The sequence below is a fragment of the Streptomyces sp. NPDC048290 genome, assembly GCF_040652095.1.
Classification (GTDB): domain Bacteria; phylum Actinomycetota; class Actinomycetes; order Streptomycetales; family Streptomycetaceae; genus Streptomyces.
Map to the genome: position 1 here is coordinate 459473 of NZ_JBEZLM010000003.1, position 19030 is coordinate 478502.

Annotated in this window: 18 protein-coding genes; 10 read left to right on the forward strand and 8 right to left on the reverse strand. The window is 72.6% G+C overall.

The features are described from left to right. Positions 1-5: 5 nt before the first annotated feature. Complete coding sequence (locus tag AB0D49_RS06840) at positions 6-746, forward strand: helix-turn-helix domain-containing protein (protein WP_362751853.1); 741 nt, start codon at positions 6-8, stop codon at positions 744-746. A 204-nt stretch (positions 747-950) separates the two neighbouring features. Beyond that, the gene (locus AB0D49_RS06845; RefSeq protein WP_362751857.1) at positions 951-1982 is read left to right on the forward strand and encodes a LacI family DNA-binding transcriptional regulator; all 1032 of its coding nucleotides are present in this window, start codon (positions 951-953) and stop codon (positions 1980-1982) included. 35 nt (positions 1983-2017) lie between these two features. Here the strand turns inward: AB0D49_RS06845 and trxA are convergent, their stop codons facing one another. Then, positions 2018-2410, reverse strand: coding sequence for a thioredoxin (trxA, locus tag AB0D49_RS06850; protein ID WP_362751860.1), 393 nt, complete (start codon positions 2408-2410; stop codon positions 2018-2020). A 187-nt stretch (positions 2411-2597) separates the two neighbouring features. Here trxA and AB0D49_RS06855 point away from each other — a divergent pair, with 187 nt between their 5' ends. Together AB0D49_RS06855 and AB0D49_RS06860 are read left to right on the forward strand one after the other, a co-directional pair. Next, positions 2598-4028, forward strand: coding sequence for an NAD(P)/FAD-dependent oxidoreductase (locus AB0D49_RS06855; protein ID WP_362751863.1), 1431 nt, complete (start codon positions 2598-2600; stop codon positions 4026-4028). A gap of 131 nt (positions 4029-4159) precedes the next feature. Further along, positions 4160-4657 (forward strand): DUF3224 domain-containing protein, encoded by a 498-nt coding sequence (locus tag AB0D49_RS06860; RefSeq protein ID WP_362751866.1) that lies wholly within the window; start codon positions 4160-4162, stop codon positions 4655-4657. A 136-nt stretch (positions 4658-4793) separates the two neighbouring features. Here AB0D49_RS06860 and AB0D49_RS06865 read toward each other — a convergent pair whose 3' ends face one another. Further along, positions 4794-5474: a peptide deformylase gene (locus tag AB0D49_RS06865; protein WP_362751869.1), complete on the reverse strand. Its 681-nt coding sequence runs from the start codon at positions 5472-5474 to the stop codon at positions 4794-4796. Positions 5475-5601: 127 nt separating this feature from the next. On the opposite strand from AB0D49_RS06865, the gene AB0D49_RS06870 reads away from it, so the two are divergent. Then, complete coding sequence (locus AB0D49_RS06870) at positions 5602-6981, forward strand: PepSY-associated TM helix domain-containing protein (RefSeq protein WP_362751871.1); 1380 nt, start codon at positions 5602-5604, stop codon at positions 6979-6981. Between the two features lie 62 nt (positions 6982-7043). Here the strand turns inward: AB0D49_RS06870 and AB0D49_RS06875 are convergent, their stop codons facing one another. The 3 genes from AB0D49_RS06875 to AB0D49_RS06885 all read right to left on the reverse strand — a co-directional run bounded on the left by AB0D49_RS06875 (position 7044) and on the right by AB0D49_RS06885 (position 8618). After that, positions 7044-7433, reverse strand: coding sequence for a tetratricopeptide repeat protein (locus AB0D49_RS06875; RefSeq protein WP_362751873.1), 390 nt, complete (start codon positions 7431-7433; stop codon positions 7044-7046). 77 nt (positions 7434-7510) lie between these two features. After that, on the reverse strand, positions 7511-7978 hold the full coding sequence (locus AB0D49_RS06880) for a MarR family transcriptional regulator (RefSeq protein WP_362751876.1): 468 nt from the start codon (positions 7976-7978) through the stop codon (positions 7511-7513). A gap of 106 nt (positions 7979-8084) precedes the next feature. Beyond that, positions 8085-8618 carry a MarR family transcriptional regulator gene (locus AB0D49_RS06885; protein WP_362751879.1) on the reverse strand — a complete coding sequence of 178 codons (534 nt, stop codon included), beginning with the start codon at positions 8616-8618 and terminating at the stop codon, positions 8085-8087. A gap of 217 nt (positions 8619-8835) precedes the next feature. Between AB0D49_RS06885 and AB0D49_RS06890 the strand changes: the two genes are divergently transcribed. Then, positions 8836-9801, forward strand: coding sequence for a pirin family protein (locus tag AB0D49_RS06890; RefSeq protein WP_362751882.1), 966 nt, complete (start codon positions 8836-8838; stop codon positions 9799-9801). 37 nt (positions 9802-9838) lie between these two features. Here the strand turns inward: AB0D49_RS06890 and AB0D49_RS06895 are convergent, their stop codons facing one another. Continuing rightward, positions 9839-10117: a hypothetical protein gene (locus tag AB0D49_RS06895; protein ID WP_362751884.1), complete on the reverse strand. Its 279-nt coding sequence runs from the start codon at positions 10115-10117 to the stop codon at positions 9839-9841. Between the two features lie 227 nt (positions 10118-10344). Between AB0D49_RS06895 and AB0D49_RS06900 the strand changes: the two genes are divergently transcribed. Continuing rightward, complete coding sequence (locus AB0D49_RS06900) at positions 10345-12489, forward strand: tetratricopeptide repeat protein (RefSeq protein ID WP_362751887.1); 2145 nt, start codon at positions 10345-10347, stop codon at positions 12487-12489. A 68-nt stretch (positions 12490-12557) separates the two neighbouring features. Here AB0D49_RS06900 and AB0D49_RS06905 read toward each other — a convergent pair whose 3' ends face one another. Next, positions 12558-14126 carry a hypothetical protein gene (locus AB0D49_RS06905; RefSeq protein WP_362751890.1) on the reverse strand — a complete coding sequence of 523 codons (1569 nt, stop codon included), beginning with the start codon at positions 14124-14126 and terminating at the stop codon, positions 12558-12560. A gap of 383 nt (positions 14127-14509) precedes the next feature. Between AB0D49_RS06905 and AB0D49_RS06910 the strand changes: the two genes are divergently transcribed. From AB0D49_RS06910 to AB0D49_RS06920, 3 genes are all read left to right on the forward strand, one after another. Next, the gene (locus tag AB0D49_RS06910; protein WP_362751893.1) at positions 14510-14986 is read left to right on the forward strand and encodes an Lrp/AsnC family transcriptional regulator; all 477 of its coding nucleotides are present in this window, start codon (positions 14510-14512) and stop codon (positions 14984-14986) included. A 238-nt stretch (positions 14987-15224) separates the two neighbouring features. Then, positions 15225-16094: a PaaX family transcriptional regulator C-terminal domain-containing protein gene (locus AB0D49_RS06915; protein WP_362751896.1), complete on the forward strand. Its 870-nt coding sequence runs from the start codon at positions 15225-15227 to the stop codon at positions 16092-16094. 285 nt (positions 16095-16379) lie between these two features. Next, complete coding sequence (locus AB0D49_RS06920) at positions 16380-16751, forward strand: isochorismatase family protein (RefSeq protein WP_362751899.1); 372 nt, start codon at positions 16380-16382, stop codon at positions 16749-16751. Between the two features lie 37 nt (positions 16752-16788). Here the strand turns inward: AB0D49_RS06920 and AB0D49_RS06925 are convergent, their stop codons facing one another. Then, positions 16789-19002 carry a cytochrome P450 gene (locus tag AB0D49_RS06925; protein WP_362751902.1) on the reverse strand — a complete coding sequence of 738 codons (2214 nt, stop codon included), beginning with the start codon at positions 19000-19002 and terminating at the stop codon, positions 16789-16791. Positions 19003-19030 lie beyond the last annotated feature (28 nt).

Genomic DNA, 19030 nt, shown 5'->3' on the forward strand with positions numbered 1-19030 from the left:
TCCCGATGCTTTACGCTGGCTTCATGTCCGCCACCACCCCGCCCTTCGGGGCGCCTCCGGAGCGCACCGCCGACGACGCCGAACTGCTCCAGCTCGGGCCGGTCGGCGACCAGCCCTGTCTGCGCGCCGACGCGGCCCGCAACCGGGCCCGGCTGCTGGAGGCCGCCGCCCGGCTGGTCGCCGAGCACGGTGCGGCCGGGCTCACCATGGAGGCGGTCGCCGCCGCGGCCTCGGTCGGCAAGGGGACGGTCTTCCGCCGCTTCGGCGACCGCACCGGACTGCTCAACGCCCTGCTCGACCACTCGGAGAAGAAGTTCCAGGCGGCCTTCCTCAGCGGCCCGCCGCCGCTCGGCCCCGGCGCCCCCGCCGAGGAGCGGCTGCACGCCTTCGGCCTCGCCCTGCTCCGCCGCGCGGTCGATGAACTCGACCTCCAGCTGGCCGCCGAGCCCCCCAGCCCCGAGCGCCGCTACGCGGTACCGGCCCGCAGGCTGCTGCACGGCCACCTCGTCCTGCTGCTGCGCGAGACCGTCCCCGACGGCGACGCCGATCTGCTGGCCCACGTCCTGCTGGCCCATCTCGCCCCCGGGCTGATCCACCATCTGACCCGTGAGCGCGGGATGCCGCTGGAGCGGCTGGAGGCGGGCTGGAGCGATCTGGTGTCCCGGGTGGCCGGCGGCGAGCCGGTGACCGGGAGCCCCTGCCTGGAGCACCTCCCGGCCTCGGTGGACCTCGGCAGCGCCTCCTGACCGGAGCCGTCCCGGGCCGCGCCTTCTGTTGTGTCTCTACAGTGGAGAAGTAGTTCGGGACTAAACCAATCCTGGCCGGACCCGCCCCTCCCAGAGCGGACGAACCTCTCGTTCCCGGCGGATGACACCCCGTTTACGCGCGTGGAAAGTCCAAGGGAAAACAACTCGATCCCGCGCGAAACCCGGCCTCCGGCCTCTGCCAAGATGCCGTACGTCATGGTGCAGATACCGAATACGCCCACGCCTCGATCCGTCCCGACGAGTGCCGACGTGGCTCGTCTCGCCGGAGTCTCGCGAGCGACCGTCTCGTACGTACTCAACAACACCAGTGCCGTCCGCATCAGCGAGCCCACGCGCCGCCGGGTGCATGAGGCGGCCAAGGAACTCGGCTATGTCCCGCACGCGGCGGCCCGCAGCCTGCGCGCCGGACACAGCCGGATCGTCCTGATGCCCGCCCCGACCATCCCGGTCGGCCCGCTCTACAGCCAGTTCCTCAGCGAACTCCAATGGGCGGTGAGCCGTCTCGACTACACCGTCGTCCAGTACGGCACGCTCGGCCTCGGCGGCGACGAGGCCGCCCGCGCCTGGGCCGAGCTGCGGCCGGTCGCCGTCCTGGTGCCCGACACCTCGCTGGGACCGGAGGCGGTGGCGATCCTGAAACGGGCCGGGGCGCGTGCCGTCGTCACCCTCGGACCGGAGTCCGTCGAGGGCGCCCACGCGCTGCTGATGGACCAGGACGAGGTGGGCCACGCGGCCGGAGCCCATCTGCTGGCCCGCGGCCGGCGCCGGATCGGGGTGGTGGTGCCCGCCGAACCCGGCCTCGACGGCTTCGCCCGGCCCCGGCTCGCCGGGGTCCGCCGCGCCCTCGACGGCAGCGGAGCGACCGTCACGGCCCTGCCGCTGGCCTACACCGAGGAGTCCGCGGCCTCCCTCGCCGCCGACTGGGCGGCCCTCGGCCTGGACGGCGTGTTCACCTACAACGACGAATACGCGATGCTGCTGATGCGGGCCCTCCAGGACGAAGGCGTCCGGGTCCCCGAGGACACCGCGCTGATCGGCGCGGACGACCTGATGCTCGGCAGACTGCTGCGGCCCCGCCTCAGCACCGTGCACATCGATCTGCCCGCCGGGCGGATCATCGCCGAACTCGTCGACCGCGCGGTCCGTGACCCCGGCACCGCGCCCGAGACCCGCAAAGTACTGGGAGCCGCGGTGGTGCACCGCGACTCCAGCTGACGGCGGCCGGACCCGGCCGCCGCCCGCCCGGCGACCTACTGGCCGTCGCTCTGCTGCGCCGCCTTCGCCTGCTCGGCGGCCACCGCCTTGCGCACCTCGTCCATGTCCAGCTGCCGCGCCTGGCCGATGACGTCCTTCAGCGCGGCCTCCGGCAGCGCGCCGGGCTGCGCGAACACGGCGACCTGGTCACGGACGATCATCAGCGTCGGGATCGAACGGATCTCGAAGGCCGCGGCCAGCTCCGGCTGGGCCTCCGTGTCCACCTTGGCGAACAGCAGATCCGGGTTGTCCGCCGCGGCCCGCTCGTAGACCGGCGCGAACTGACGGCACGGCCCGCACCACGACGCCCAGAAGTCGATCAGCACGAACTCGTTCTCCGTGACCGTCTGGTCGAAGTTCTCCTTGGTCAGCTCGACAGTGCTGCTCATGGCCTGAATCCCTGCTTCCTGGGGTCGGGGGGTCGCCCGGGGGAACACCGCCGGACCGTCGCCTTATTCCACGGTGGCACGCGCCCGGCAGGTTCGACCTGCCCGCCCGTGCCCCACGCGCGTACCCGCACGTACCGGCCCGCGTACCCATGTGGCCACCGCGCACACCACCCACCAGACTGGCCCCATGACGGAAACGGAAGCCAACCTGTACGACGTCGTGGTGCTCGGAGCCGGTCCCGTGGGGGAGAACGTGGCCGACCGCACCCGGGCGGCCGGACTCTCCACCGCGGTCGTGGAGAGCGAACTGGTCGGCGGCGAATGCTCCTACTGGGCCTGTATGCCCAGCAAGGCCCTGCTGCGCCCGGTCATCGCCCGCTCCGACGCCCGCAAGGTGCCCGGACTGCGCCAGCTGGTCCAGGGCGACCTCGACGCACCCGCGGTGCTCGCCCACCGCGACGACTACACCTCCCACTGGAAGGACGACGGCCAGGTCGCCTGGATCGAGGGCATCGGCGCCGACCTGTACCGCGGCCACGGCCGCCTCGCCGGACCCCGGGCGGTCACCGTGACCGGCCCCGACGGCACCGAGACCACCCTGCGGGCCCGGCACGCCGTCGCCGTGGCCACCGGCACCCGCGCCCTGCTGCCCGACCTGCCGGGCCTGGCCGCCGTACGGCCCTGGACCAGCCGGGAGGCCACCAGCTCACCGACCGTGCCGGACCGCCTGGTGGTGGTCGGCGGGGGAGTGGTCGCCGCCGAGATGGCCACCGCCTACCAGGCACTGGGCTCCACGGTCACCCTGCTGGTGCGCGGCAAGGGCCTGCTGCCCCGGATGGAACCGTTCGCCGGGGAACTCGTCGCCCGCGCGCTCACCGAAGCCGGCGTGGACCTGCGCACCGGCACCAGCGTCACCGCCGTAGCCCGCGACGGCGGCACCGTCCTGGTGGACACCGACCAGGGCGACCGCGTCGAGGCCGACGAGATCCTGTTCGCCACCGGACGCGCCCCGCGCACCGACGACATCGGCCTGGACACCGTCGGACTGACCCCCGGCGACTGGCTGCCCGTGGACGACAGCCTCCGCGTCACCGGCAGCGACTGGCTCTACGCCGTCGGCGACGCCAACCACCGGGCGCTCCTCACCCACCAGGGCAAGTACCAGGCCCGGATCGCGGGCGCCGCCATCGCCGCCCGCGCCCAGGGCGTCCCCCTGCTGGAGACCGACCCCTGGGGCGCCCACACCGCCACCGCCGACCACGCCGCCGTACCGCAGGTCGTGTTCACCGACCCCGAGGCCGCCGCCGTCGGCCTCTCCCTGGCCGAGGCGGAACGGACGGGCCGCCAGGTCCGCGCCGTGGACGTCGAGTTCTCCTCGGTCGCCGGTGCCGGGCTCTACGCGGACGGCTACGACGGCCACGCCCGCATGATCGTCGACCTCGACCGGGAGACCCTCCTCGGTGTCACCTTCGTCGGCCCCGGCGTCGGCGAACTCATCCACTCGGCGACCATCGCCGTGGCCGGAGAGGTCCCCATCTCCCGCCTGTGGCACGCCGTTCCCTCGTACCCGACGCTGAGCGAGGTGTGGCTGCGGCTGCTGGAGGCGTACCGGGGCTGAACCCGACTGCCCTGACGGGCAGTTACCGGTGCACGGAGAGGCAGTCCGGACGGCGGGACTTCACCGCGCGCGGCGCCCGCGCGCATAGTGGAGTTCCCCCCTCCGGCTATCGGTACCGAGGTCGTGACCCCATGCACCGCAGCTCCCTCATGATCGCCCCCCTGCTGGCCGCCCTGATCGGGCCCGCCCTCACGGCGGCCCCCGCCACCGCCACCACCCCCGAGGTCCTCGGCCACTACTACGACTCCGGCCAGGAGATCGTCCCGTCCACGGACATCGTGTGCGACCCCGGCGGTACGGCGATCGAGGGCACCGCCACCTTCGGCACCGAGCCCGGCGACCGCTGGAGCGGCACGACGTCCTACGACTTCTGCCTCTACCCCACGGACACCCCCGACGAGTACACCTACGAGGGCACCGAGACCCTGACCGGCGAGGTCGCCGGATGCGGGACGGGCTCGTTCACCTGGACCGGCACCGGCCACACCATGGACGGCGGCACCTGGCGGATCGTCCCGGGCTCCGGCACCGGCCACCTGGCGCACGCCCGCGGCAGCGGCACCAGCACCGCCACGACCAGCGCCACGCTGGAGAACTACGGGGAGTTCTCGGGGGTGTTCAGCTGCTGAGCGGCGTCGGCGTCGGCGTCGGTTCCGGCTCCGGTGGCAGTGCGAACCGTCGGCCGCTGACGGGTCGTGGCTCTGGCAGCGCGAGCCGTCAGCCGCTCACCGGCCGTGACTCCCGCCCCGGCGGTAGCGCGAACGCTCAGCCGGTCACCGGCCCCGGCGGCAGCGGGAACCCCAGTGCCTCGGCCGCCGTCCGTGGGGTCGGCTGCGACCAGCGTTCCGCCACCGCCTCGTTGGAGGCCAGCGAGCGCGGCTCCGCGCGGTCGAGATAGAGCACTCCGTCGAGGTGGTCGGTCTCGTGCTGCACGATCCGGGCCGGCCATCCCCGGAACACCTCGTCGACCGCGTTCCCCGTCTCGTCCAGCCCGGTCAGCCGCACCTCGGTGGGCCGGGCCACCACCGCCTGCCACCCCGGCACGCTCAGACACCCCTCGAAGAACGCGATCCGCTCCGCCCCGAGAGGCGCGTAGGACGGGTTCACCAGCACCCGGAACGGCTGCGGCACCCGCCCCCGTACGAGCGCCATCTCCGGTGGCACCGGGGCCGGGTCCTCGATCACCGCGATCCGCAGCGGAACCCCGACCTGCGGCGCCGCCAGTCCTACCCCCGGGGCCGCCCGCATCGTCAGCCGCAGTGCCGCCACGAACCGGGCCAGCAGCGCGGGCCCCAGCTCTCCGTCGTAGGGTGCGGTGGTGTGCCGCAGCACCGGATCACCGGCCGCGACGATCGGCAACGGGCCGTCGGCGGCGAGGAGTTCCTCGACCCGGTCGACGAGTGACACATGCGCGGAGCCGGTACCGGGCTCGGGAAGTGCGGGCATCCCGCCAGAATGCCAGACCCCACGGTGTGACGGGGGTCACTAGAGGCGCAGGGAACTCGGCGCGGGGACGGGCCGACCACTGCACCGCCCCCCCGCGTCCCTTCCGCCGATCCCCGGAGACCGCCCGATGACCACCGCTCCGCCGAACCGCACGGACGAGGCGCCGTCCCCCACCGCGCCCCCGTCCCCCGCCGCCCCCGGCGCCGCCCTGCGCCCCCTGATCCTCCGCCTGCACTTCTACGCCGGACTCCTGGTCGCCCCGTTCCTCCTGATCGCCGCCCTGACCGGATTCCTCTACGCCGCCTCCTTCCAGGTCGAGAAGCTCGTCTACGCCGACGAACTCACCGTCCCCGTGGGCGACACCAAACTCCCCATATCCCAGCAGGTCGCCGCCGCCCGCGAGGCCCACCCCGAGGGCTCGGTCAGCGCGGTCCGCCCCTCCCCGGCCGACGACGCCTCCACCCGCGTCCTGCTCGCCGGGGTCGACGGGGTCGACCCCACCCACACCCTCGCCGTATTCGTCGACCCCTACACCGCCGAAGTGCGCGGCGCGCTGGAGCAGTACGGATCGACCGGGGCGCTGCCGCTGCGCACCTGGATCGACGAGTTCCACCGCGATCTGCACCTCGGTGACACCGGCCGCCTCTACAGCGAACTCGCCGCGAGCTGGCTGTGGGTGATCGCGCTCGGCGGTGTGGTCCTCTGGTTCTCCCGCCGCCGCGCCCTGCGCAAGCTGCGCGGCACCAGCGGGCGCCGCCGGGTCCTCTCACTGCACGGCACCATCGGCGTCTGGGCCGCCGCCGGTTTCGTCTTCCTCTCCGCGACCGGACTGACCTGGTCCCAGTACGCGGGCGCCAACATCGACGAACTGCGCACCTCACTGGGCCAGTCCACGCCCTCCGTCGCCGCGTCGGCGGGCAATGACCACGGCGGCCACGGTGCCGCGGCGGGCGGTGACGCCGACCACGGTGTCGGCCTCGACCGCGTCCTCGCCGCCGCCCGCGCCGAAGGGCTCGGCGACCCGGTGGAGATCATCCCGCCCGCCGACGCGTCCTCCGCGTATGTGGTCAAGCAGATCCAGCGCAGCTGGCCGGAGAAGCAGGACTCGGTCGCCGTGGACCCCGGCTCCGGCCAGGTCCTCGACGTCCTGCGGTTCGCCGACTACCCGGTGCTGGCCAAGCTCACCCGCTGGGGCATCGACCTGCACACCGGCTCCCTGTTCGGGCTGGCCAACCAGATCGCCCTGATGCTGCTGGCGCTCGCCTTGATGGTCCTGATCGTCCTCGGCTACCGCCTGTGGTGGCAGCGCGGCCGGGGCAACGCCTTCGGCAGCCCCATCCCGCGCGGCGCCTGGGCGCACGTCCCCCCGTATGTCCTGGTCCCCCTCCTCGCCGTGGTCGCCGTCGTCGGCTACTTCGTGCCGCTGCTGGGCATCCCGCTGGCCGTGTTCCTGGCGGTGGACGTGATCCTGGGGGCGGTGGCCCACCGGAGGGGCGCGGCGGCATGACGCGGGGCGGGTCTCCGGTGCGCGCAAGCACCGGGGACCCGCCCCATATGGACGGCTGTCTGTCAGAGGGCGGCGAAGTCGCCGTTCAGCGCGGAGGCCAGCCGCAGATGCGGCCCGGCCTCGTCGTGCCGTCCCTGCCGTTCGAGCGTGCGGCCCAGCATGAGCCGGGCGTAGTGCTCGACCGGGTCACGCTCGACGATCACCCGCAGCTCCCGCTCCGCGCGGCCGAGCTGGGCGGAGTGGTAGTAGGCCCGCGCCAGCAGCAGCCGCGGTCCCGTCTGCTCCGGCACCTCCTCGACCAGCCGGCTGAGGACCCGCGCGGCGGCGGTGTAGTCCTTGGCCTCGAAGTACGCCTCGGCGCGGGTCCAGCGCTCGGCCGGTGTCCCCCGGTCGTAGTAGGCGTGGGTGTCGGTCCTGGTGGTCTTCGTGCTCGTGTTCGTCGTGGTCTTCACTGCGGGACCTCCTTCGCCCGGGAGAACCATGAGTGGTTAGTTGAATATTCCATGACCTGCGGCCGGTGCCGCCGGATTCAGCGCAGTGCGGCCAGCTCGGCGTCGGCCCGCTCGGTGATGAGGGTGAGCAGCCGCCCGGCGACGGCGAGATCCTCGGCCGGGAGCCCGGCGTAGATCCGCTCGCTGATCGGCCGGACCTCGGCGGTGGCGGTCTCGTGCAGCGCCCGCCCGTCGTCGGTGAGCCGCACGCAGGCCCCCTCGGCGGCGAGCAGCCCCCTGCCGATCAGTGCGTCGACGGTGGCCCCGACCTCGGCCTCGGTCACCTTGAGCGCGCCGACGATCTGCCGGACCAGGGCGTCCCGCTCCACGGGCCCTTCGGCGAGGGCGACCGGCCGCAGGGTGATCTGTTCCTGGAACGCGATCCCGTGCCGCGCCAGCACGGCTTCGAGGATCCCGCGCCCGGCGTAGTGGGCGAGCCCGATGAGCCGGGCGTCGAGGAGGGGGGCGGGGGATGTGGAGGGTGCGGTTGTCGTGTGACGGGTCATGAGGGAGTGCTCCTGTTCGCGTTGCTGCGGGTTCCTGGACCTGTGTCTTTGCGTGTTCCTATGCGTGCCGGTGCCGGTGTCTGTGCCGGTGTCTGTGCCTGCGGCCCTATTCCTGCGCGGCTCCCTTGCTGGCTTCCTCCTCGGCCTCCCGGTCGTCCCCGTCGAGCGGCGCGTCGAGCAGCGCGACAAGATCCCGTACGAAGTGCTGGGTACGGTCGCTGTCGAGGCCGCCGAGGGGAGCGAGGAGCTGCCGCAACAGCCCCTGGACGACCTCGATGGCCTGCGCGGTGACCGCCCGCCCCGCGTCGGTGAGCGCCAGCCGCACCGCGCGGGGGTCCTTGGGGTCGCGGGTGCGCTCCAGGAGCCCGGCGGACTCCAGGGCACGGGCCAGCTTGGACACATAGAGCGCTTCGAGTCCGGTGTGGTCGGCGAGCTGCCGCTGACTGGGCCGCACCCCGGCGCGCTGCATGCCGTACAGCGACGCGACCAGGGAGTACTGGGCGTGGGTCAGTCCCAGCGGGGCGACCGCGCGGTCGACGGCGACCCGCCACTTCATGGAGAGCCGCCAGACGAGGAAGCCGGGGGTGGCGCGCTCGGGAATCGAACTCTTCGGGCTCTTCGGGCTCATCGGGGGGCTCATGACGGATACAGTACATGGCGATTATGTACATGGCTACTATTTTTGACGGGCGCCGATGCGCCCCTGCGGCCCGGACCGCCGATCCGTCCGCGCAAGAGCCGAACGAGTGAGGCGGTCCGTGGCGGCCGGGGGAGTGCGCCGCGACTGAGTCAAGTGCGCCGGTAAGGCCGTACCGACGGACTGACGTGGCGTCCCCGGCGGGACTAGGTTGTCGGCCATGAGCAATCTTGATCGCGAGGCGGTGCCCGCCGTGTGCGGCGGCCGTGGGTTCGTCGTCGCGGAGCCGGTGCGCGAACTCCTCAGCCCCCGCCGCGTCCAGCTCGGAGAGTCCACGGAGGTCCGCCGACTGCTGCCGAACCTGGGCCGCAGGATGGTGGGCGCGTGGTGCTTCGTCGACCACTACGGCCCCGACGACATCGCGGATGAGCCCGGCATGCAGGTGCCGCCGCACCCCCATATGGGGCTCCAGACGGTGAGCTGGCTGCACGATGGGGAGGTGCTGCACCGCGACTCCACGGGCAGCCTCCAGACCATCCGCCCGCGCGAGCTGGGCCTCATGACCTCCGGCCGGGCGATCAGCCACTCCGAGGAGAGCCCCCGCTCGCACGCCCGCCTCCTGCACGGGGCGCAGCTGTGGGTGGCCCTGCCCGACGCCCACCGGAACACGGACCCGCACTTCGAACACCACCCGGACCTGCCGGTCGTCACCGCACCCGGCCTGACGGCCCGGCTGATCCTCGGCAGCCTCGACGGGGCGGTCTCCCCCGGGACGACCTACACCCCCCTCGTCGGCGCCGATCTCACCCTGACCGCCGGAGCGGACGTACGACTGCCGCTGGAACGGGACTTCGAGTACGCGGTCCTGGTGATGTCCGGCGAGGCGCATGTGGACGGCGTCCCCGTCCTCCCCGGCTCCATGCTCTACCTCGGCTGCGGACGCACCGAACTCCCGCTGCGCACGGACACGGACGCGGCGCTGATGCTGCTGGGCGGCGAGCCGTTCGAGGAGGAGCTGATCATGTTCTGGAACTGGATCGGGCGGTCCCAGGAGGAGATCGAGGAGGCACGCCGGGACTGGATGGAGGGGACACGTTTCGGCGAGGTGAAGGGCTACGACGGCGCACCGCTTCCGGCGCCTGAGCTGCCGGCGGTTCGCTTGAAGCGGCGGGGGAGGACGCGCTGAGCGACGCGGACGCCTGGCCGTCGGGCCCGTGGCCCGCTCACGGATCAGCGGGTCGGCGGGCGCCCGGGGTGCGGGTCCGGGCGGGGCGCCGCGCTGGTGGGCCGCTGCCTCGGTCCGGACCCTGGTGCGGGCCCAGCGCCGCGGAGAACGCGGTGAACAGCGACACCCGGTCCGAGGACCTGAGCACTCCGCGCAGCGCCCGCTGGTAGCCGAGGAAGAGCAGCAACTGCCGGAGCAGGACGGGGGCTGCCAGGACGATGAGCATCGCCAGACCCACGAGCGCCCACGGGTCTGCGAGGCGAAGGAAGAAAGACATCACGGGAACCTCCCGGAACCGTGTCGAGGAGCCGATCGAGCGACTGATCCGATTACAGGCCCCGACGGTGGGCCTCGGGGGATTCCCGGACGGCGGGACCGTATTCCCGGAAGTCCGGTGACCCGGGCCCGGGTTCCCGGACTTCGCTGGACACCCTCCGGAACGCCCGGACATCATGGACGCCGGTCCTGGAGAGGTCGGGGGGACACGTGACTCCGTGGGACAGCGTGAGCACATGGCGGCAGTACCGGGTGGCGCTGAACCGGCTCATGGAGAGGGGAGGCGTCGAGAAGAAGCACTTGCTCGCTGCCTCGAAAGCGGCCAAGGCCAAGCGTGCCCACGGACAGCGGGGCAGGACCGGCGCCGACGGCACCCCGGATTTCGGCGCCCTCGCACGGACCACTGTCTATGAGTGGCTGAACCAGGACAGCGACAGCGCGGTCAGCGACGACTGGGAGAAGACCAGGAATCTTCTGCGCTGCATCGAAGAGCTGGCTCGACGGAGAGACAAGCCCGTCTTCATCGACTACGCCAAGGCGTGCGGCGCCTGGGAGCGGCTCCGTGACGCAAAATGGCGCCTGAGCCGGTTTGATCTCCATCTGACGTCCGACAACTGGATCGGAGGGTCGGACGGAGTCGGCGACGCCGTCCTCTTCCATCTCTCGGCACGGGAGTTCACGGAGTGGTTCCCCGGGCAGGAACTGCCCGGCGTCATCGCCCGGCGCAGGAAGACCGCCGCGGCGAGCCGGGCATCGGATATCGAGGCCGCCCGACGGGCCGCCGTGGATCTCGTCACCAAGGCGACCCAGAACTTCGGTGAGACCGATCCCAGGACGCTGGCGGCGCGGCATGGACTCGCCTTCTGGACCGGTCAGAGCGGCCAGTTCCCCCGCGCGCTGGAGCTGACGTCCGACCTGCGCGGAGACTGCGGAGAGCATCTCGGTGCGCACCATGTCCTGAGCCGGCTCGCCGTGTTGCGTCAGGCGTGGTGGACCGGCCACATGGGGCAGTGGCGGGAGGCGAACCGGCTCTACGCCGAGGCACTCCGGGCGGAAGCCGCCCAGCCGGACCATGACGAGGCACTCTGGTTGCTCGCCCGTTGGGGCATGGCACGGACCGGGGGCCGGTCGGGCAACTGGATCCATGCCCACGCCGAACTCGAAGAACTGCTCCCGAGGATGAACGAGACCCTCGGACCGGATCACCCGGCAGCTCTCGCGGCAGGCTGTGCCCACGCACGCGCCGTCGGAGTGGCGGGCGATCCCGACGCCGCGCATCGCCTGTTCAAGGAACTCCACGACCGGGCTGTCGTCGCGCTGGGGTCCGAGCACCACTCCACGCTGCGTATCGGCATCGCCCTGGCCTGCTGGGCCCTGTACAGCGGTGCCACGGATGAGGCGTTCTCGCTGGCCTGCGAGGCACGCGAGGACTGCGCGGTCCTCCTGGGACTGGACGACCCGGTCAGTATCAACGCGGCCGAGACCGAGGCTCTGTGCCGCTTCGAACGAGGGGAGAAGGAAGCGGCGCTGGAGGCGTTGGCCGACATTCGCGGCCGAAGGGAGCGCGTTCTCGGACCCGAGCATCCCGACACCTTGCAGACGGCGTCCAACCACGCCGTGGTGCTGAGCGCCGTCGAGGGGCCGGCCTTGGCGGTCGAGCGATTCACCGAGCTGTACGAGCAGATGGGCCGCGTGCTGGGCAGGGAACACCCGGAGACGCTGCGTATCCAAGTGAACCTGGCCCTCGCCACGATGTCCGCCACGGGCCCCGGTACGGCCCGGAGGCTGTGTTTCGCGGCCTTCGACTCGCTCCGCCGGGTGCTGGGGAGCGAGCACCCGGACACCGTGTGGGCGCAGAACCTCCATACGGACATCGAATCGCGGTACTCCAGCGCGGTCGGCCACGGTGCCGCGACTCGATCGAGCACCGGCTACCACACCTTCTCGGGCGGCGGCGGTGGCGAGGGTTCTGCGAGCGACCGGGCTCTGAAATGCGCGATCACTCCGGTGAGGTGGAGTTCGCGGCCCGGCGCTGAGAGGGACCCGCTTCCGCCGGAAGGCACAGTGACTCCCCCCAGCCATGAGGTAGACGGATTCGCAGTCCTGCGTGCCGTCGCCTCGATGCCGGTCAGTACATGGAGCTACCGGGGTGAGGAACACGTCCGGCACATCGGGCCGATGGCCCAGGACTGGCAGGCGGCACTCGGGGTCGGCGCCGACGACCGCACCATCCAGTCGGTCGACGCCAATGGGGTCTCCGTCGTCGCGGTGCAGGCACTGCTGCGCCTCGTGGAGAGTCTCCAGGCCGAGGTGAGGGAGCTGAGGGGACGTCTCGACGGCCTTGAGCACCCGGATCGTTCCGACCCTCGCTAGTCGTCCCGGGGCGGCGGTCGCACGGCGGTGGTGGGGCCTGCCGCGCGCACCCACCACCGCCGTCCGCCTCAGGACTCCCGCTCGGCCCGGGTGAGGTGAGCCAGACCCCCGGACGGGACCGGGAGCGGTGTCGGGCGCTCGGGGAGGTGGGTGTCCGACTCCTGGGTGACGCGGCCCCGGGCGTCGCGGAGCTGGATGTGGACGGCGACGGGAGGGCCGTCGAGGAGCAGCGGGGTGCTGTCGTCGCCGTTGGCGATCAGCAGGTCCCGCCAGGTTCCGGTGGGGAGCCGTACCGGCTGCGGGGCGTAGCGGCAGACGAAGGTGCGGCCTGCCGCGCTGGCGGTGACCAGGGGGTAGAGGAGGTCGGGGCGTTCGGGGGTCAGGTCGCCGTGGAGGAGGACCTCGCGGTGAGTGGTCCAGACGCCCAGCCAGAACTCCAGCGCCTCGTCCTGGCCGGTGCTCAGGCGCAGTACGTCCATGGAGATCTGCGGCACGCCCGGCAGCGCGTTGATCAGGTGGTGGGCGACGCGTTCCGCCGAGTCGTCGTCGGCCCACATGATGGGGTCGCTGTGGATGGGGGTGCCGGGCCGGGCCAGACGGAGGTCGAGGATGCCGACCCGGTTCTGGCTGGCGCTGAGCGGGCAGTCGCCCACCCGGAGCATGGTGGAGTGACGGGCGACCGCCGGATGGACGTAGGGCTCGCGGAACTCGATCAGGGGGTCCTGGCCGACCGACGCCACCTGGGTCACTATCTCGTCCAGGAGTTGTGCGGTCGCGGTGATCGTGGAGTCGTCGGGTGTGCCGGTCGGGCCCGCGAAGCGCTCCAGGAAGTCCAGCTTCAGGCCTTCCGCGCCGGTGTGCCCGATGAGATGGGTGATGCGGTCCACGAGGTGGCGGCGGGTGGCGGGGGAGCGGGGGTCGAGGACGTCCGCGTCGAGGCCCGGCTCGCCGTAGAGGGTGGGCAGGCCCTCTGCGCGTAGTCGGGAGGAGTGGCCGGCGAACGGGGTGCCGATCCACCACAGGGTGCGCAGTCCGCGCGCCCGCAGTCCGGCCACCAGGGCGGCCGGGTCGGGGAACTTCTCCGTGGCCACCTCCCAGTCGCCGCAGGTGCCGTAGCCGCGCGCCGACGACGTGGTTTGCCAGCCGTCGTCGACGATGACCGTGCCGAAGCCCAGCGCGGCGGCCCGGTCGGCCTGTTCCAGCACCGTGTCCGAGACGGTTCCCACGACCACGAACGAGGCGGTCTCCTCGACCAGTCCGGCGCGCACCGAGGTGGCGGCGGTGCGCGCGTCCAGGGCGTAATCCAGGCCCGGACGGTCGCCGCGCAGCAGCAGCGCGCCGATCGGGATGCCGGAGAGCGCGGTGGTGTCGACCGGATCGGCCCAGGACGGCGGGATGGTGGCGTGCAGGACGGTGCTGCCCGGACTCCACCAGGTGACCGCGTCCACGGCGGGCACCACCGCGGTGAAGGTGAAGGGTTGACGGTCGGTCCGCAGGGCTGTCTGCCAGACGCCGTCCCCGATCTCGCTGACGGTCGGGGTCCCGGTCGTGCCGTCCGGTGCGGTGATCTGGAGGCGCAGACCGCGGGCCGTCGCGGACGGGCCGAGGGCGATCGGTGTCTCCGGGGGGGCGGTCATTTGTTTCCCGAGAAGGAGATGCCGCCGATGATGTGGCGTTGGGCGAAGAAGATGAGCACGCACGGCAGGGTCACCACGAGCGTGGCGGCCATCAGCAACGGCGTGTTGGTGCTGTTCGCCGACTGGAATCCGGCGAGCCCCAGCGGAAGGTTCTTCCAGCGGTCCGTGGTGATGGTGACTGGTGACCGGGGCTGTTTCGGCGGTCGGGCTACGGCGGTTCGGGCGGAGGGTCCGCCGTGAGCCGGACCCGTCCGCCCGGATGAAAACGGCCCCGTAAATCCGTCATGCGCCTGACGTCCCGAGGTCGAGGGCGCACCTTCGCTGATGGAGCGGGCCGATGCAGCAGAATGCTCAGTGGCGTGTGGTGGGCAGGGAGGTGCGCGATGCGCGGTGTGGACCGTACGGGGGCGAGGATTCTGCTCGCTCTGGACGACGACCCGCTGGCGACGACGGTGGCGCTGGCGGACAAGCTGGGGCTGGCCCGGAACACGGTCCAGAACCGGCAGCGCCGGATGGAGTCGGACGGCACGCTGGCCGCACCGAGTGTGCGGGTGCGGGCGGACCGGCTAGGTCGGCCGGTGCTGGCCTTCGTCACGCTGGAGATCGGGCAGGTGGAGGGGCGGCGCACACTCCGGGAGATCTCGGCCGTGCCGGAGGTGTGCGAGGTGCACGCGATCACGGGGGGCGCGGATCTGCTGGTGCGTGTGGTGGCGCGGGACAGTGAGGATCTGTACCGGGTGACCCGGGCGCTGCTGTCGTGCAGTGGTGTGGTCCGGTCGAACACCATGCTGTCCATGGTGGAGGTGGTGCGGTTGCGGATGGCGCCGCTGCTCCGTGAGACGGCCGAGAGCGACGAGTAGCCGTACTGGTTGGCGGAGGCGCGCTGGTCGGCGCGGGTGGAGCGAAGATCACCGCCTCCGGTGGCGGCCCGTAGGGTGGGTTCGGCACGAGACGGGAAGGGGCACGGCCTTGAGCAGCAACGGACCGGACACGCGGCCGGACTCGCAGCCGGACACGCGGCCGGACTCGCGGCCGGATTCGCGGCCGGACTCGCAAGCGTCCGATTGCGGGCCGCAGGCCGATCCGACCGCGCGTGCCGTGCTCAGCGCGCGGTCCGAGATGCTGGCCTCGGCCGGGCACCGCCCCGGCCGTCGGCTGCTGAACGCGAGCGGTGCCCGCAGCATGTTGCTGACCGTGCTCGGCGAGTACGCACTGCCCTGGGGTCAGCCGATCTGGGCCCGCACGATGATCACGGCCCTGGAGCGGCTCGGCTTCGACGAGACGTCCGCCCGGCAGGCGATCACGCGGACCCGGGCCGACGGCTGGATCATCACGACCCCCGTGGGCCGCAGGGTCCTGCTCGCGCTCACCCCGGGCGGGGCGGAACTGCTGCGTGAGGGCAACGACCGGCTCGCGGAGTTCGCCCGGCAGGCCGACCGCTGGGACGGGAACATCACCCTGCTGTCCCTGGACACCGGAGGCATGGCGCCCGCCCGCCGGGAGGAGGTCCGCAACCGGCTGCGGTGGTCGGGTTTCGGCCAGCTGTCGCCGTCGCTGCACCTCAGCTTCGACCGCCGTGCGGAGGGTCAGGCGGTGATCGCCCTCGACGAGTTGGGGCTGCGCGACCGGGCCGCCTCCTTCCAGTCCCGGCTGGGGGCGATCGGCGATCCCCGGGCCCTGGTGGAGCAGGCGTGGGATCTGGACGAGATCGCCGCCGCGCGCCGGTCGTTCGTCGCGGAGGCCGAGTGCGCGGCCCGCGACGACGACCCGTTCGCCGCGCGGACCAGGATCGTCCACGCCTGGCGCCATCTGCCCCTGCGCGACCCCGGTCTGCCCCGGGACTACGAACCGGCCGAGTGGACCGGTGAGCCTCCGGCGGCCGTGTACGCGCGGCTCGCCGCCCGCGTCGAACGGGACGCGAACCGATGCTGGGCCCGCATGATCGAGGACACCGACCCGGAGAGCTGACCCCAGCCCCGCGCGCCCCGGCCCCCGTCCCCCGGACCCTACGCACCGCTCCCCACCCCTCCCCACCCACCTCCCACCGATCGAAACACGCCACCCCCCTTGACGCTCCGCCGTAACCACGTCTAAACAGAAGTAAGACATGAGTAACGTGAAAATGAAATCTCATGTCTCATGTTTCGCCCAGTGCTAGCCGCCGTCACCCACCGTCAGTGCCGACGGAAGTGAGGTTCTCGATGCATGAAAAGATGCATGAAAACAGGACAGACCACGATGTGGTGATCGTCGGTGCCGGGCGACCCCGGGTTCGAGCGGGCCGTCGCCGATCTCGGCGTGCGTCACCTGGTCCTCGCCGGACTCACCACCGAGGGCTGCGTCCTGCGCACCTCGGTGGGCGCGCTCCAGCGGGACTACGGTGTCACCGTCGTCGTGGACGCCAGCGCTGGTGCCACCCAGGTGGGCCATGACACCGCGCTCACCACCCTCGGCCGGTACGGGGTCAACTTCACCACCTGGCTGTCCCTCGCGGCGGAGTTGCAGGTCACCTACGACGACGAGAAGACCGTCGATGTCTTCCGGTCGGTGCAGAACCTCGACCCGTCCTTCGCCAAGAACACCGAGCAGCTCGCCAGCGCCCTCAGCATCGGGGCGCGCGGCTGAAACCGGTGCGGCAATGTGCCACGGGCGCCGGTGGGGTTCACAGGTCCACGACGAGTTCCGCACCGGCCGCCCGTGACACACAGACCAGCATCAGAGCGCCGTCGGCCCGTTCCCGCGCGGTCAGCAGGCTGTCGCGGTGGTCGACGTCCCCGGCCAGCACCCGGACCTCGCACGATCCACAGGTGCCCTCGCGGCAGGTGGACGGCACCAGTACCCCCGCCTCCTCCAGCGCGGCCAGCGCGGAACGGCCGGACGGCACGCGTACGACCTGACCCGTGCGGTCGAGGAGCAGGTCGAAGGGGCGGTCGGGGGCGCCGGGGGTCCGGGGCCGGGGGCGGAACCGTTCCGTGCGGACCTCGCTCGACCGCCAGCGCTCCGGTCCCGCCTCGGCCAGTCTTTCCACCGCGCTCATCAGGCTCTCCGGACCGCAGCACAGGACCGCCCCGCCCCCGTCGGTGAGCAGCCCCGCCAGGTCCGGGCGGCCCCGCTCCGCCGTGTCCCACCACCGCACCCGGTCGCCGTAGCGCGCGAGTTCCGCCCGGAACGGGGCCCGCGCGGCGTCGCGCAGGACATGGACGAGCCGCCAGGGGCGTCCCGCCGCCGTCACCGTCTCCAGCATGGGCAGCAGCGGAGTGATCCCGATGCCGCCCGCGAGGAACAGGTACGTGGGGCGGTCCGGGAGCGCGAAGTGCCGGCGCGGTCCGCGCACCCGTACGGTGTCCCCGGTCCGGAGCCGGTGCATCCGGCGCGAACCGCCCCGGCCGCCCTCGTCGACCCGTACGGCGATCCGCCAGCGGCCGGGGTCGCCCACCGGCCCGCACAGGGAGTACGAGCGGGCGGGCGGCTCGCCTCCCTCGGCCGGTGGCTGGACGTCGATGTGCGCGCCGGGCTGCCATGCGGGGAGGTCGCCGCCGTCCGGCCGGACCAGCCAGAGGGAACGGACACCGGGCGCCTCCTCGGTGATCTGGCTCACCGTCAGGCGCAGCGGCTCGGCCGACTGCCGGCGGAGTGGCGCGGCGGGACGCGGTGCCGGTGCGCGCGCCGGAGCCGGTGCCGGTGCCGGTGCCGGTGTCGGTCCCGACCAGTCGACCGTCAGGCTGGTCGGGCCTCTGAACTCCCAGCCGTGGTACGGCGGTTCGGCCGTGCCGCGCAGGGCGGGGAACGCGTCGAGCAGTGCGGTGAGCGCCGTGGTGACCACGGTCCGGGCGAGGGGCGCGCCGACGCAGGCGTGCACCCCGCCGCCGAAGGCGAGATGGTGGCTCTGGCGCCGGTGCGGGTCGAAGGTGTCGGGGGACTCCCAGTGCGCCTCGTCCCGGTTGGCGGACGCCAGGACCGCCGCGACGACGGTGCCCTCGGACAGCCGTACGCCCGCGATCTCCACCGGGTGGACGACCCGCCTGGTCAGGGTGCCCACCGGGGAGCCCCAGCGCAGGGACTCCTCCACGAGCCGGGTGACGGCGTCCGGCCCGGTGCGGGTCTCCGCCATGAGTGCGGGGTCGGCCAGACAGGCGCCCAGGGCGATGCCGAAGAGGTCGCGTGGCTCCTGCATTCCGCCGATGACCAGCAGTTGCACGGTGGAGACGATCTCCGCGAGGGTCATCGCGCCGGATTCGGTCTCGGTCGCCGCGAGTCCTTCGAGCAGGGAGCCGGGCGGTGGGCCCGCGGCGAGGGCCTCGCGCACCACGGCGGTGATCTCCGCGCGGACCGCGAGCGCCGCGGCCTTCTTCGCCGGGTCCCGCTCGTAGTTGGCGGCGCCCCGGGTGATCGCGGTGATCCAGCCCCACACCCGCTCCTCGGGCAGATCGGCGGGCAGCCCCGTGACCGCGCACAGGGTGCGCACACACAGCGGCACCGCGAAGTCGGCGATCAGATCGGCCCCCCGCCGGGGACCGGAGCGCAGCGTGTCGACGAGCCCGGCGACCAGGGACCGCACCACGGGCTCGGCGTTCAGCAGCAGCGACGACGGCCGCAGCGCCGCCGTCAGCGGCGCCCGGCGGGTGGCGTGATAAGGGCCGTCGCTGTGCAGCAGGTTCGGGCCGATGGCCTCGGTGAGCGGGGAGTCGTGGACGGCGGCGCTGAATGTCTCCGCGTCCCGGGCCACCCGCACCACGTCGTCCCACCGGGTGATGAAGGTCGCGTGCGCCACCGGCACCCAGGCCACCGGCTGGTGGGCCCGCAGCCGCGCGTAGACCGGGTACGGGTCGTGTTCGAGTTCCGCGAGCGTGAGGGCTTCACCGGGGGTGAGGGGCATCGTGGACGCCTCCTGTCGTGGAAGGGGG

What these genes read in the sequence shown, in the direction of transcription:
- AB0D49_RS06905 (WP_362751890.1), bottom strand. Translation starts at nt 14,126, where the DNA reads ATGACCGCCCCCCCGGAGACACCGATCGCCCTCGGCCCGTCCGCGACG.
- AB0D49_RS06845 (WP_362751857.1), top strand. Translation starts at nt 951, where the DNA reads ATGCCGTACGTCATGGTGCAGATACCGAATACGCCCACGCCTCGATCC.
- AB0D49_RS06910 (WP_362751893.1), top strand. Translation starts at nt 14,510, where the DNA reads ATGCGCGGTGTGGACCGTACGGGGGCGAGGATTCTGCTCGCTCTGGAC.
- AB0D49_RS06870 (WP_362751871.1), top strand. Translation starts at nt 5,602, where the DNA reads ATGACCACCGCTCCGCCGAACCGCACGGACGAGGCGCCGTCCCCCACC.
- AB0D49_RS06890 (WP_362751882.1), top strand. Translation starts at nt 8,836, where the DNA reads ATGAGCAATCTTGATCGCGAGGCGGTGCCCGCCGTGTGCGGCGGCCGT.
- AB0D49_RS06865 (WP_362751869.1), bottom strand. Translation starts at nt 5,474, where the DNA reads ATGCCCGCACTTCCCGAGCCCGGTACCGGCTCCGCGCATGTGTCACTC.
- AB0D49_RS06880 (WP_362751876.1), bottom strand. Translation starts at nt 7,978, where the DNA reads ATGACCCGTCACACGACAACCGCACCCTCCACATCCCCCGCCCCCCTC.
- AB0D49_RS06860 (WP_362751866.1), top strand. Translation starts at nt 4,160, where the DNA reads ATGCACCGCAGCTCCCTCATGATCGCCCCCCTGCTGGCCGCCCTGATC.
- AB0D49_RS06925 (WP_362751902.1), bottom strand. Translation starts at nt 19,002, where the DNA reads ATGCCCCTCACCCCCGGTGAAGCCCTCACGCTCGCGGAACTCGAACAC.
- AB0D49_RS06840 (WP_362751853.1), top strand. Translation starts at nt 6, where the DNA reads ATGCTTTACGCTGGCTTCATGTCCGCCACCACCCCGCCCTTCGGGGCG.
- AB0D49_RS06885 (WP_362751879.1), bottom strand. Translation starts at nt 8,618, where the DNA reads ATGAGCCCCCCGATGAGCCCGAAGAGCCCGAAGAGTTCGATTCCCGAG.
- trxA (WP_362751860.1), bottom strand. Translation starts at nt 2,410, where the DNA reads ATGAGCAGCACTGTCGAGCTGACCAAGGAGAACTTCGACCAGACGGTC.
- AB0D49_RS06895 (WP_362751884.1), bottom strand. Translation starts at nt 10,117, where the DNA reads ATGTCTTTCTTCCTTCGCCTCGCAGACCCGTGGGCGCTCGTGGGTCTG.
- AB0D49_RS06855 (WP_362751863.1), top strand. Translation starts at nt 2,598, where the DNA reads ATGACGGAAACGGAAGCCAACCTGTACGACGTCGTGGTGCTCGGAGCC.